The organism is Sporacetigenium sp. TC11 (assembly GCF_058146105.1).
In genome coordinates, this window is record NZ_JBYVNY010000005.1 from 179,067 (window position 1) to 193,638 (window position 14,572).

Here is a 14,572-nt window from a genome sequence, read left to right on the forward strand (position 1 = left end):
AATACAAAGACTCAATTTGAAGGGAGACTATACAATGTCTACATACAACAAGAAAACTATAGAAGATATAGATGTAAAAGGAAAAAAGGTTTTAGTAAGATGTGATTTTAATGTACCTTTAAAAGATGGTGTTATAACTGATGAAAATAGATTAAATGGAGCACTACCTACTATAAATTATTTATTAAATAAAGGCGCTAAAGTTATATTATGTTCTCACTTAGGAAAACCAAAAGGCGAGCCTAAGCCAGAATTATCATTAGAACCAGTAGCTAAAAGACTATCAGAGATGTTAGATAAAGAAGTTGAATTTGCAGCTGATGATAATGTAGTTGGTGAAAATGCAAGAAATGCTGTTGAAAAAATGGAAAGCGGAGATTTAGTATTATTACAAAATACTAGATATAGAAAAGAAGAAACTAAAAATGAAAATAATTTTTCACAAGAATTAGCATCATTAGCAGAAGTATTTGTAAACGATGCTTTTGGAACTGCTCATAGAGCACATTGTTCAACAGTAGGTGTTTCAGAATATACTAAGGAAAATGTGTGTGGATATTTAATACAAAAAGAATTGAAATTCTTAGGAGAAGCTGTTCAAAGTCCAGTTAAACCATTTGTCGCTATATTAGGAGGAGCTAAAGTATCTGATAAGATAGCAGTTATAGAGAATTTATTAGATAAAGTTGATACATTAATAATAGGTGGAGGAATGGCTTATACATTCTTAAAAGCACAAGGATATGAAATAGGAACTTCATTACTTGAAGAAGATAAAATAGATTATGCTAAAGAAATGATAGATAAAGCTAAATCTAAAGGTGTTAATTTACTGTTACCATTAGATAACATAGTTGCTGATAAGTTTGCGGCAGATGCTGCTCCTGTAACTACAGATGATGCTAACATACCATCTGGATATATGGGACTTGATATAGGTCCAAAAACTACAAAAATCTATGTTGATTCTATAAAAGATGCTAAAACAGTAATATGGAACGGACCAATGGGGGTATTTGAATTCTCAAATTTTGCAAATGGTACTTTGGAGGTTGCAAAAACTATGGCGAGTGCAAATGCTACAACAATAGTAGGTGGTGGAGATAGCGCTGCTGCTGTTAATCAGTTAGGATTTGGAGATAAAATGACTCATGTATCTACTGGTGGAGGAGCATCTCTTGAGTTTTTAGAAGGAAAAGAACTTCCAGGAATAGCTACATTAGATAATAAATAATATTAAATTTGAAAGGAATGATATATATGAGACGTCCTATAATAGCTGGAAACTGGAAAATGCATAAGACTATAAAAGAAGCTGTAGAATTTGTGAATGAAGTGAAAGATAAAGTTAATAATACGGATGTGGAAGTAGTTATATGTGCACCATTTACTTTATTAAAAGACTTAAAGGATGCTACTAAAGATACTAATATAAAAATTGGCGCGCAAAATATGCACTTTGAAGAAAGTGGAGCATTTACTGGTGAAATATCTCCAATGATGTTAAAAGAATTAAATATGGACTATGTAGTAATAGGCCATTCAGAAAGAAGACAATATTTTAATGAAAGCAATGAAACTGTAAATAAAAAAATATTAAAAGCATTAGAACATGATATAAAACCTATATTATGTGTAGGTGAAACTTTAGAAGAAAGAGAATGTAATAAAACTAAAGAAGTTGTAAAACTTCAAACTGAAATGGCATTAAAAGATGTGTTAAGTCATAAGGTAGAAGATATAGTTATAGCTTATGAACCGATTTGGGCTATAGGAACAGGTAAAACTTCAAGTAGTCAAGATGCTAACGAAGTTATAGCTTATATAAGAGAAGTAGTAAGAGATTTATATAATGAAGAAATTTCAGAAGAAGTTAGAATACAATATGGTGGAAGTGTTAAACCGAGTAATGTATCTGAAATAATGAATGAAAGCGACATAGATGGAGCATTAGTTGGAGGAGCTAGTTTAGTAGCCGAAGACTATGTTGAACTTGTTAATTTCTAAGGAGTTGATATTTTGAAAAAACCAATAGCTCTGATTATAATGGATGGATATGGATGTAGCGACTTGACTCAAGGAAATGCCGTATCATCTGCTAAAGTTCCTAATTTAGAAAAAATAGTGAAATCATATCCAAATACACTAGTAAAAGCTAGTGGCTTTGATGTAGGGCTACCTGAAGGACAAATGGGGAACTCTGAAGTTGGGCATACTAATATAGGTGCAGGAAGAATAGTATATCAAGATTTAACTAGAATAACAAAGTCAATAAAAGACGGAGATTTCTTTAAAAATGAAATATTAGTAAAAGCTATGGATAATGCAAAAAATAAATCCCTTCATATAATGGGACTATTATCAGATGGCGGAGTTCATTCTCATATAGACCATCTAAAAGCATTAATAAAAATGGCTAAAGACAACGATTTAGCAAATGTTTATGTTCATGCTTTTACAGATGGAAGGGATACAGATCCTCAAAGCGCTATAAACTATGTACAAGAAATAGAAGAATATATGAAGGAAGTTGGAGTAGGAAAAATAGCTACTATCTCAGGTAGATATTACTCTATGGATAGAGATAAAAGATGGGAAAGAGTACAATTAGCCTATGATGCAATGATAAATGGCAAGGGCAATACTTCTATTAGTGCTATAGATGCAGTTAAGAAATCATATGATGAAGGTAAAAATGATGAATTTATACTTCCAACTGTGATAGTTGATAATGAAAAGCTTATAGGAACTATAAAAGAAGATGACTCTATAATATTTTTTAACTTTAGACCAGATAGAGCAAGACAGATAACAAGAGCTTTAGTTTGTGATGAGTTTGTAGGGTTTGAAAGACCTTGTATGAAAACTTTATTCATATGTATGACAGAATATGATATAACTATACCTAATGTAGAAATAGCTTATTGCCCTCAATCATTAAAAAATACATTAGGAGAATATCTAGCTAAAAATAATAAAACTCAGTTAAGAGTAGCAGAAACTGAAAAGTATGCACACGTAACATTTTTCTTCAATGGTGGATTAGAAGAGCCTAATAATGGGGAAGATAGAATGTTAATACCATCTCCTAAAGTCGAAACTTATGACCTTCAACCGGAGATGTCTGCATATGAATTAACTGATAAATTATTAGAAAAGATAGATGAAGATAAATATGATTTTATAGTTGTAAATTATGCAAACCCAGATATGGTAGGCCATACAGGTGTAATTAATGCGGCTATTAAAGCGGTAGAAACAGTTGATACATGTGTAGGAAAAGTAGTTGAAAAAATACTATCAAAAGGCGGTAATGCTATAATAACGTCTGACCATGGTAATGCTGAAGAGATGTTAGATATTGAAACTAACCGTGTAATAACTGCGCATTCAATTAACCCTGTTCCGTTTATTGTAGTAGGAGAAGATATAAAGAACATTAAGTTAAAAAATGATGGAAGATTATGCGATATGGCTCCTACAATACTAGACTTAATGGGGCTTGAAAAACCTGAAGAGATGAGTGGTCAGAGTTTAATTGTTAGATAAAAATATTTATATAAATTACATAAGATGGAAGGAGAAACAAATATGTCATTAATAGATTTAGTATATGCTAGAGAAGTTCTAGATTCAAGAGGAAATCCAACTGTAGAGGTTGAAGTTGTTTTAGAAAGTGGAGTTGTAGGAAGATCTATTGTACCATCGGGAGCATCAACAGGAGCATTTGAAGCTGTAGAATTAAGAGATGGAGATAAGACAAGATATTTAGGAAAAGGTGTTATCCAAGCAGTAAGTAATGTAAATGAAATAATAGCTCCAGAATTAGAAGGTATGGATGCCTTTGATCAACCTGGTATAGATGGTTTGATGTTAGAAATAGATGGAACTCCAAACAAAAGCAAATTAGGAGCTAATGCTATATTAGGTGTTTCTATGGCTGTAGCTAGAGCTGCTGCTGAAGAACTAGGATTACCTTTATTCCAATACATAGGTGGAGTTAATGCTAAACAATTACCAGTACCTATGATGAACATAATAAACGGTGGAGCTCATGCGGATAATAACGTTGATGTACAAGAATTCATGATATTACCAGTTGGAGCTACTTGCTTTAGAGAAGGCTTAAGAATGGGAGCTGAAGTATTCCATTCATTAAAATCAGTTTTAGCTTCTAAAGGATTGGCTTGTGGTGTAGGTGATGAAGGTGGATTTGCACCAAACCTACAATCAAATAGAGAAGCTTTAGAGTTAATAGTTGAAGCTATAACTAAAGCTGGATACACTCCAGGTGTAGATGTTATGTTAGGATTAGATGTCGCTGCTACTGAATTATATGACAAAACAAAAGGTAAGTATGTTTTAGCTGGTGAAGGAAAAGAGTTAACTCCAGCTGAAATGGTTGATTTTTATGCTGATTGGGTAGCTAACTTCCCTATAATAACTATAGAAGATGGTATGGATGAAGAAGATTGGGATGGATGGAAATTATTAACTGATAAGTTAGGTAATACTGTTCAATTAGTTGGTGATGATCTATTTGTTACTAATACAGAAAGATTAAGTAGAGGTATATGTAGTGGAGTTGCTAACTCAATATTAGTAAAAGTTAACCAAATAGGAACTATAACTGAGACTTTAGATGCTATAGAAATGGCTAAAAGAGCGGGTTATACTGCTGTAATATCTCATAGATCTGGTGAAACAGAAGATTCAACAATAGCTGATTTAGCCGTAGCTGTTAATGCTGGGCAAATAAAAACGGGTGCTCCATCAAGAACAGATAGAGTTGCTAAATACAACCAATTATTAAGAATAGAAGAAATGGTAGGAGACAGTGCTAGATACTGTGGATTACAATCTTTCTATAACTTAAAAAAATAATAATTTGTAGACAAAGCTTCCAGAAATAAATAATGCTGGAAGCTTTTGTATTTTGTGTAGTAAAATAGTCATTTTTTAAAAGAAAAAGGAGAAAGTTTTATTGGATTTATGTATTGAATATGATTTTTCTATATGTTAGACTAATTTATGTAAGAAACAACTGTGCAGGAGGATTACAAATGAATAACGTATTTATGGCCTTACAATTAATATTAACTGTAGTCTTAATAGTAAGTGTTTTACTTCAAGAAACTAAAGCTAGTGCAGGTTCATCTGCAATAATGGGAGGTAGTTCCCAAACAACAGCATACTTTAAGCCAAAAGGAAAAGAAGCAGTATTTTCAAAAATAACTAAAATATCAGCTATATTATATTTCATAAACGCTATAGTGTTAGTAGCTATTCAGTAATGACATAATCCCATCTAACTTTAAGTTGGGATTTTTTGATAAAATTTTTTAAATTCTAAAAATTTTTTATTTTCATTTTTTTATTTTTAAGTGTAGGGTTTAGGATATGAGGAATTTATATTCCTTCATATAAATATTAAAACTAAAGAGGGGGTAGTAGCAAATGAACTACATCTATTTCACACCGCTTGCTGGAATTGCGGCATTAGTGTTTGCCTATATACTAGCAAACAAAATAAATAAAGTTGATGTAGGAACAGACAGAATGAGAGAAATCTCAAATTATATTCAGGAAGGTGCCATGGCTTTTTTAATGAGAGAGTATAAAACTCTTGTAGTATTTATAACTGTATTATTTATTGTTTTAGGCCTTGGTATTAACTGGTTAACAGCTGTATGTTTCCTAATAGGAGCAGCGTTCTCAACACTTTCAGGATTCTTTGGAATGAAAGTTGCAACAAAAGCAAATGTAAGAACTGCAAATGCAGCTAGAGAAGGTGGAATGAACAAAGCATTAAGTGTAGCTTTCTCTGGTGGAGCAGTAATGGGTATGGTAGTAGTTGGATTAGGATTACTAGGCTGTGCTCAAATATTTTTAACTTTATTAGCGACAGGAGAAAATCCAGCTTCTGCAGCTAATATATTAACAGGATTTGGTCTTGGAGCATCAACACTTGCATTATTTGGACGTGTTGGTGGTGGTATTTATACAAAGGCTGCAGATGTTGGAGCAGATTTGGTAGGTAAAGTTGAAGCTGGTATACCTGAAGATGATCCAAGAAATCCAGCGGTAATAGCTGATAACGTTGGCGATAATGTTGGTGACGTTGCAGGTATGGGAGCTGACTTATTTGAATCATATGTAGGATCTATAATATCTGCTGTAACTTTAGGGATAGTAGCTTTTGGAATGAATGGAGCGATATTCCCGCTAGTATTATCTGGAGTTGGAATAATAGCTTCTATAATAGGTACATTCTTTGTTAAAGGTGATGAAAATTCAGATCCACATAAAGCGTTAAAAATGGGTACATATGTTGCTGGAATTATAACTATAGTTGTTGCTTTCTTCTTATCAAACCAATTAATGGGAGATTTAAGTGGATTCTGGGCTATTGTAATAGGATTAGTAGTAGGTATAGCTATAGGACAATTAACTGAAATATATACATCTGGAGATTATGCTTCAGTTAAAAAGATAGCTTCTCAATCTGAGACAGGACCAGCTACAAATATAATATCAGGACTTGCAGTAGGTATGATGTCTACTGGATGGCCTGTAATATTACTAGCATTTGGTATATTGTTTGCTTATGGAGTAGCAGGATTATATGGGATAGCATTAGCAGCAGTAGGTATGTTATCTACAACAGCTATGACAGTTGCAGTGGACGCTTATGGGCCGATAGCTGACAATGCTGGTGGTATAGCAGAAATGGCAGAACTTCCAAAAGAAGTAAGAGCTATAACAGATAAACTAGATTCAGTAGGAAATACTACTGCGGCTATAGGTAAAGGATTCGCTATAGGATCTGCAGCATTAACTGCATTAGCGTTATTTGCTTCTTATACTGCAGCTGTAGGGCTTGAGTCAATAGATTTAACTAAACCTACAGTTATATCTGGGATGTTAATAGGAGCTATGCTTCCATTCTTATTCTCGGCTTTAACAATGGAGGCTGTTGGAAAAGCAGCATTCCAAATGATAGAAGAAGTTAGAAGACAATTTAGAGAGATGCCTGGCATTATGGAAGGAAGAACTAAACCTGATTATGCTAGATGCGTTGATATATCTACTGCAGCTGCATTGAAAGAAATGATAATTCCGGGTATATTAGCAATAGTTTCTCCTGTTGCTGTTGGTTTACTTTTAGGAACAGAAGGATTAGGAGGACTATTAGCAGGTTCTCTTGTATCGGGTGTGTTACTTGCTATAATGATGGCAAATGCTGGTGGTGCATGGGATAATGCTAAAAAGTATATAGAAGGTGGTAAACATGGAGGTAAGGGCTCTGAGCCGCATAAGGCTGCTGTAGTTGGAGATACAGTAGGGGATCCATTTAAGGATACTTCTGGACCTTCTATAAACATATTAATAAAGCTTATGACTATAGTTTCTCTAGTATTTGCACCTGTATTCGTAAGATTTGGAGGATTAATATCTAGCTTTATGTAAAAATTAATAATTAAAATATTATTAAGACGGTTGGCGTTAATTTAATGCCGATTGTCTTATTTTTTATATTTAGAGTATTAACCATTATTTACCAAAAAAATATGTTAATATAGTATAATGTAATAAGTTAAAAATGGAGATTATAAAAATAACGGATATAATGAAATATAATAAACATATTATTAATTAATAGGTTTTATATAAAATAAATTTTTTAGGAGGACAATCTTATGGTACCGGGATTAAAAGAAAAGGTATTAGGGCTTATGGGAGAAGAAGGATATAATCCCCTAAAAAAAGAACAATTAGCCCTTATATTTGACATACACTCAACTGAGATGCCTATGTTCTATAACTTTTTAGATGAGTTATATCAAGATGGATATATATTTAAAACACAAAAAGGTAAATATGTACTTCCAAGTGAAGTAGGTTTATTTGTGGGGAAATTAACAACTCATCCAAAGGGATTTGGATTTGTAATATCTGATGAAGTTGGAGCTAAGGATTTATTTATACCTGCTGATGCTATGAATGGCGCTATGCATAATGATAGAGTTATGGCTAAAATAACTTTAATAGGAACTGAAAAAAAGCGTGCAGAAGGTGAAATAATTGAAATAATAGATAGAGCTATAAAAGAAGTAGTAGGTACCTATGAGTCTAGTTCAAATTTTGGATTTGTAGTTCCAGACAATAAAAGATTTAATAAGGATATATATATACCAAAAGCTTTATCTAATAAAGCAAAAGATGGTGATAAGGTAGTTTGTGAAATAACTCAATGGCCATCTCCTGGAAGAAATCCAGAAGGAAAGATAATAGAAATATTAGGGCAAAAAGGTGAACGTGGAGTTGATATACTATCTGTAATAAGACAACATGGATTACCTGAAGAATTCCCAAGAAAGGTACTAGATGAAGCTGAGGCAATACCAGAAGGTATACCTCAAGAAGAAATAAATAGAAGAGTTGACTTAAGAGATATGGTTATATTCACTATAGATGGTGAAGATGCCAAAGACTTAGATGATGCTATATCAATAGAAGTACTTGATAATAATAACTATAAATTAGGTGTCCATATAGCTGACGTTACTCATTATGTTAAAGAACATAACAAACTGGATAAAGAAGCTATAAAAAGAGGTACTTCAGTTTATTTAGTAGATAAAGTTGTACCAATGCTTCCTCCAAAACTTTCCAATGGAGTGTGTAGTTTAAATCCATTTGAAGATAAGTTAACATTATCAATATTTATGGAAATAAACAATAATGGAAAAGTAGTTAACTATGAAATAGTAGAAAGTGTAATAAATTCTAAAGCTAGAATGACTTATACTGAAGTTTCTAATATACTAGAAAATAAAGATGAAAAATTAATGAAGACCTTTGAAAGTCTAGTTGACCACTTTGAGAATTCAGAAAAATTAGCTAGAATATTAATGAAGAGAAGAGAAATTCGTGGAGCTATAGATTTTGATTTCCCAGAAGCAAAGATAATTTTAAACAAAGAAGGCGAAGTAGTAGATATAAAGAAATATGAAAGAAGAATATCAAATAAGATAATAGAAGAATTCATGCTTATAAGTAATGAAACTATAGCTGAACATTTCTTCTGGTTAAATATTCCTTTTGTTTATAGAATACATGAAACTCCAGGTTTAGAAAAGATGGAACAGTTGAGTAAGTTTATATCTACATTTGGATATCATATAAAGGGAAGTCTAGAAGAGGTTCAACCGAAAGTATTACAAGACATAATTCATAAGTTACATGGTAAGCCTGAAGCTAGAGCTATAAATACTATTATGCTAAGATCTTTAAAACAAGCTAAATATTCACCAGAATCTTTAGGGCACTTTGGATTGGCAGCTAAGTATTATAGCCACTTTACATCTCCTATAAGAAGATATCCAGATTTACAAATACACAGAATTATAAAGGAATTCTTAAATAACAAAATTACCCCAAAAAGACACGAAGCGCTTAAGGGTATAGTGGACTATGCATCAACTCAATCATCTACAAGAGAAAGAGCAGCAGATGAGGCTGAAAGAGACGTTCACGATATATTCAAAGCTAAGTATATGTCTAATAAGGTAGGTCAAGTTTATGAAGGAATTATATCTAGTGTTACATCATTTGGTATATTTGTTGAACTTGATAATACAGTAGAAGGATTAATAAGATTAGTAAATATGCATGATGACTATTATATATTTGATGATTCATCATATACTTTAATAGGTGAAAGAACTAAGAAGACGTATAAAATAGGAGATAAAGTTAAAATCAAAGTAGAAAAGGTAAATGTTGATTTTAAAGAGATAGATTTTGAATTAGTGGAAGAAGAAGAAGGCGAAGAATAATATTATTAATAATGAGTCAAGGTCCATTTGATTGGCCTTGACTTTTCGTTAGATATATGGTATATTTTTATACAATATAATGTTATTAGAAGGTGGATCTTATGGGTGAAGGTAAAAAAATACTAGCAACAAATAGAAAAGCAAGACATGAATACTTTATAGAAGAAGTATATGAAGTAGGGATAGAATTAAGAGGAACAGAAGTTAAGTCTATAAGACAAGGAAAGATAAATTTATCTGATGGATTTGCATCTGTAGACAATGGAGAAGTATTCTTAAAACAAGTTCACATAAGCCCATATGAACAAGGTAATATATTTAATGTAGATCCTTTAAGAGTTAGAAAATTACTACTTCACAGACATGAAATAAGAAAGCTAATAGGAGCTACAACTCTAAAAGGTTTTTCACTTATACCTTTAAGTATGTATTTTAAAAATGGAAAAGTTAAAGTTGAATTAGCTCTAGCAAAAGGTAAAAAATTATATGACAAACGTCATGATTTGGCCAAAAAAGATGCTGATAGACGTGTACAAAGAGAGTTGTCTGGTAAATACTAAAACTTAATATATAACATGGGGGCGTAAAGGTTTCGACGGGGGTTTGGAACTCGGGGCTGCGTGCCGTGTTACTCTGGGTCACGTAAAAACTGGAGAAAAAAAACAAACGCAAACGATAATTACGCATTAGCAGCTTAATATAGCTGCTCGTCCTCCTTACTCTTCCCGCGGAGTAAGCTAGGGCGTCATCTAGACGGGGAACTATCTTTAGGGTGCCTTGACTAAATGATGGAATAATTAAGGCTGGTTGATCACAAAGCCTGCTGCTAGGCGTTGTGTGATACGAGATTTTAAATGTAGTAGCTACGTATGTAGACGTTCCGGGGAAAAGACTTTCGGACAGGGGTTCGACTCCCCTCGCCTCCACCATTGAAATCCACGAAATACTCCTATATAATATATAGGGGTATTTTATTTATATAAATATAATCAAGATTTCTGGAGGGGGTTTATATTACGATAATATCAGAAATAGCAAATGATTGTATTTCTAGATGGGGAAGTGAAGATAAGAATACAATTAATTTAAGTAATAAAATAGGAAAGTTTATTTCCCAATTAGGAGAAGATAAAGAGAATGGAGAGATATTATTAAAGTTATTAAAAAGTTACAACTATTATTCTAGAGAACGAATAAATGAAATATTATCTTTTTTTTATATTAAAGTGACAAAAGAATTAGATTTACCAAAACAAACTACTATTTATTCTAGAATAGAAGATGATTCTAAAATAAATAGTTCTAATAACTTATTAGAAGAATTTAAAATAATTAACGATATTAGTAATAGTTATTCACATGATATATCAAGATTAGATTTAATTAATTTTGATAGTATTGATTATATTGTGTTTATAGACGATATAATAGGAAGTGGAAAAACAATTATTGACTTTTTTAAATCAAATAAAGATAAGCTAAAAAAAGTTATATCTATAGTGTTTTGTATTGAGTGTATGGAATATGGCAAAACAAATATAGAAAAATATTTAGAACAAGAACAAATTGAGTGCTTGATATTACCATATAAGTTAACTAAAAAAGCTTTTGATGGAAATACCAATTTTGAAAATTGTGATTTAGCAAGAGTGAGTTTATACAATTTTGAAGAAAAATTAAGTAGAGGAAATAAACAATTTATATTAGGATTTAGGGAGTCAGAAGCATTAGCTACATTCTATAGAAACACACCAAATAATACTATAAGCTGTTATTGGAATCCTTATCACCAATGGAGTCCTTTATTTCCTAGAGCATTAGATAAACCTGATTTTATGAAAAAAAGTAAAGGATTTAATAATAAAAACTCAAAATCAAATATATCCTATAATCTAGCTAAATTGTTAAATAGGCAAAAAGAGGAAAAGTAAATGAAGCAAAATTTTAAAGAACTTATATTCCTTATATATCTAAATACATATGAGGATTCATATCAATATTATGAATTAAAAGAATTGTTAGATTATAGCACGAGTCAATTAAAAGAATTCATATACAGGATGCAGGAAAATAATTTAATTGAAAAAGGTGAAAGTTTAAGATTATCAAAAAAAGGGTATAAAATTCTATTAGATTTAGGATTAGAAAATGTTGATATAAATGAATTACTAGAAGAAAAGCAAAGCTTTAAATTTTCTAAAAATAAAAAACTAGAATTTAATGATATATATATTCCAAAAAATTTTAAATTATAAAAAAGAACTAGAATTGAAAAACGAGTCGTTTTTCTTGAAGTAAGGTTGCTATGATACTTGCATGCAAAGAATTTTACAAAGAGCATAAAATTCTTTTGCATGTAACTACGTTACATAGGATACTAATTATATCTGGGTATATCTAATCAGTATCCTATGCAGATTAATGAGAGTATTAGTAGTTCTTTGTTAGAGGGGCATAAATTATGGACTTAAATAAACTAAAAGAATCCATGTTAGAGCAAGGATATGATAAAGCATATATAAATAATTGTGTTTCTTATGCAAGTAATTTAAAAAACCGAAATTTACCTATAATATTTGATATAAATCATTTATATAGACTAATTGGATTAGAGACAGAGGAATTTTATACAATATACCATTCTGTAAAGTATCAATATAATATTATAAATATACCTAAAAAATCAGGTGGAAATCGGGAACTTAATACACCTTCTGAAAATATGAAATTTATACAGCGATGGATACTCGATAATATACTATATAGGGTAGGCTGTAGCGATAATGTTACAGGGTTTATACCAAAAAAATCAATAGTTGATAATGCTAAGATGCATGTACAAAAGGAATGTGTTATAGGTATAGATTTGAAAGATTTTTTTCCAACAATACATTTTGGGAGAGTAAGAGGCTTATTTAAAAGCTTAGGGTATAGTAGTCATATGTCTACAGTTTTAGCTAATATTTGCACATATGAAGGTAAATTGCCACAAGGTGCCCCGACTAGTCCATATATAGCAAATTTAATATGTAATAAATTAGATTATAGGATTAAAAAACTTTGTGAAATAAGTTGTGCTGCGTATACTCGATATGCTGATGATATAACTATTTCTGGAGATAGGGGAATAGAAACTCTCATACCAATAGTTAATACAATAATTAGAGGTGAGGGATTTAATATAAATGAAAGCAAAGAAAGGGTATTATATAAATACCATTCACAAAAAGTAACTGGAATTGTAGTCAATGAAAAATTATCTCCACCTAAGAAACTTAATAAATATTTAAGAAAAAACATTTATTATATAAAAAAATATGGATTAAGAGAACATCTATTAAAAACAAATAATGAATTTCGATCTAATTATAGAGAACATCTATATGGAATTGCATATTTTATAAAAATGATAGATTTGGATAAAGGAATTATGTACTTGCAACAATTAGATGAAATAGATTGGGATATATGGTAATTTAGTAAAAATAGGAGAAATAAATGACAGTTAATAAATAATTTACAAAATACTAGAGCAGTTACAAAAAACTAATTAATAATGTTATATTATTAATTAGAAGAGCATGGTGTTGTATTCATACGTGTACCAGAATTTATAACAAAGCTATATACTCAAAAGGTATATAGCTTTTATATTTTACCAAAGATTTATTTAATCTAAGAAATTAAAGGGGAAATAAAATATGAACTTCAAGATTGATGCAGTATTTATAGAAGGATGGATATATGATTTTTTATTCGAACAATTCGAAATATACCCTGAAGAATATTTTAAGCAATATAATATGAGTTATGAAAAATTTAAAAATCAAGTTATTTTTGAAATTTATATACAAAAATATAGAATAGAAGAAAATAAAGAAAAACCATTAAAAATGGGAATTGAAAACCAGAGTATATCAACAGAGCAAAAAAGAAAACGAACTTTTGAAAAAGTAAGGGCTGAAAGAAAAGAAACATTTGATAGAATAAAGGAAAAGATAGGAATAGAATTACCCGAATTAATCATTGAAAAACGAACTAGTATAGACCAAAAGATAGAAGGATATAAACTTACTAATTTTCAACACTATCAACTAAGTGTAATGGAAGATTATGAACTATTAAAGAATATACAAAATAAAAAAATATATACTTCGAAAAATATATCAAATACAAAGTTTAAAGATTTATTTATGGAGTATGATAGTTTTTATAAAACATTAGAAGAAAATTGTGAAAATTATTTTGAAAGAACTATGCATGTATTCCTTTTAGAAAGTAGGTATTGTATAGAATTTATGTATAAAGTAACTCAATACATACTAGAAAACAAGTATAACTTAGCAGATGTTAGTAAGCTAGCACCTTTATTAACTATAAATTCTTTTATATCACCTCCTCAAGACAATACTTTTATACTATGTAGATATGATTACATTGATGTATTAAGAAAAAGTGTAGTTAAAGAAGAAATATATAATGAAATTTTAGAGTTATATTCATTAAAAAATTATATAAAAAAGAACTTTAAAATGTATATTCCTCTAATTACTTCATATAAAGATGAAGAACAATACTTTAAAAATAATTATAATATAGAGCAAATCATAAATATTAAAGAATGGAATGATGAGCGTATATCTGCATTTAAAAAAGTAGTATCAAACTTAGTCTAGTAAATCCTGATTTTTGTACTTAGCAGACTATATTAAATTATCTTAATATATAGT

Annotated in this window: 12 protein-coding genes and 1 other RNA gene; all 13 read left to right on the forward strand. The window is 30.4% G+C overall.

Features of this window, described 5'->3' with window-relative positions; all coding sequences use genetic code 11:
* Positions 1-34 precede the first annotated feature (34 nt).
* The 13 genes from ACUSRV_RS09740 (at position 35) to ACUSRV_RS09800 (ending at position 14,518) form a co-directional block, all read left to right on the forward strand.
* Positions 35-1,234 (forward strand): phosphoglycerate kinase, encoded by a 1,200-nt coding sequence (locus tag ACUSRV_RS09740; RefSeq protein ID WP_490141757.1) that lies wholly within the window; start codon positions 35-37, stop codon positions 1,232-1,234.
* Positions 1,235-1,260: 26 nt separating this feature from the next.
* On the forward strand, positions 1,261-2,007 hold the full coding sequence (gene tpiA / locus ACUSRV_RS09745) for a triose-phosphate isomerase (protein ID WP_490141758.1): 747 nt from the start codon (positions 1,261-1,263) through the stop codon (positions 2,005-2,007).
* 12 nt (positions 2,008-2,019) lie between these two features.
* Positions 2,020-3,549: a 2,3-bisphosphoglycerate-independent phosphoglycerate mutase gene (gpmI, locus tag ACUSRV_RS09750; RefSeq protein WP_490141759.1), complete on the forward strand. Its 1,530-nt coding sequence runs from the start codon at positions 2,020-2,022 to the stop codon at positions 3,547-3,549.
* 42 nt (positions 3,550-3,591) lie between these two features.
* Positions 3,592-4,884, forward strand: coding sequence for a phosphopyruvate hydratase (eno, locus tag ACUSRV_RS09755; protein ID WP_490141760.1), 1,293 nt, complete (start codon positions 3,592-3,594; stop codon positions 4,882-4,884).
* Between the two features lie 179 nt (positions 4,885-5,063).
* Positions 5,064-5,294, forward strand: a complete 231-nt coding sequence (gene secG / locus ACUSRV_RS09760; protein WP_490141761.1) for a preprotein translocase subunit SecG — start codon at positions 5,064-5,066, stop codon at positions 5,292-5,294.
* 163 nt (positions 5,295-5,457) lie between these two features.
* Entirely contained in the window at positions 5,458-7,470 is a 2,013-nt protein-coding gene (locus tag ACUSRV_RS09765) for a sodium-translocating pyrophosphatase (RefSeq protein WP_490141762.1), read from the forward strand.
* A gap of 230 nt (positions 7,471-7,700) precedes the next feature.
* Positions 7,701-9,842 (forward strand): ribonuclease R, encoded by a 2,142-nt coding sequence (gene rnr, locus ACUSRV_RS09770; RefSeq protein ID WP_490141763.1) that lies wholly within the window; start codon positions 7,701-7,703, stop codon positions 9,840-9,842.
* A gap of 101 nt (positions 9,843-9,943) precedes the next feature.
* Positions 9,944-10,402: an SsrA-binding protein SmpB gene (smpB, locus tag ACUSRV_RS09775; protein ID WP_490141764.1), complete on the forward strand. Its 459-nt coding sequence runs from the start codon at positions 9,944-9,946 to the stop codon at positions 10,400-10,402.
* A 17-nt stretch (positions 10,403-10,419) separates the two neighbouring features.
* Positions 10,420-10,771: a transfer-messenger RNA gene (ssrA, locus tag ACUSRV_RS09780) on the forward strand.
* Between the two features lie 180 nt (positions 10,772-10,951).
* On the forward strand, positions 10,952-11,773 hold the full coding sequence (locus tag ACUSRV_RS09785; protein ID WP_490141785.1) for a phosphoribosyltransferase-like protein: 822 nt from the start codon (positions 10,952-10,954) through the stop codon (positions 11,771-11,773).
* On the forward strand, positions 11,774-12,097 hold the full coding sequence (locus ACUSRV_RS09790; protein WP_490141765.1) for a hypothetical protein: 324 nt from the start codon (positions 11,774-11,776) through the stop codon (positions 12,095-12,097).
* Positions 12,098-12,303: 206 nt separating this feature from the next.
* Positions 12,304-13,317, forward strand: coding sequence for a retron St85 family RNA-directed DNA polymerase (locus tag ACUSRV_RS09795; protein ID WP_490141766.1), 1,014 nt, complete (start codon positions 12,304-12,306; stop codon positions 13,315-13,317).
* A 226-nt stretch (positions 13,318-13,543) separates the two neighbouring features.
* Positions 13,544-14,518, forward strand: a complete 975-nt coding sequence (locus ACUSRV_RS09800) for a hypothetical protein (protein ID WP_490141767.1) — start codon at positions 13,544-13,546, stop codon at positions 14,516-14,518.
* Positions 14,519-14,572 lie beyond the last annotated feature (54 nt).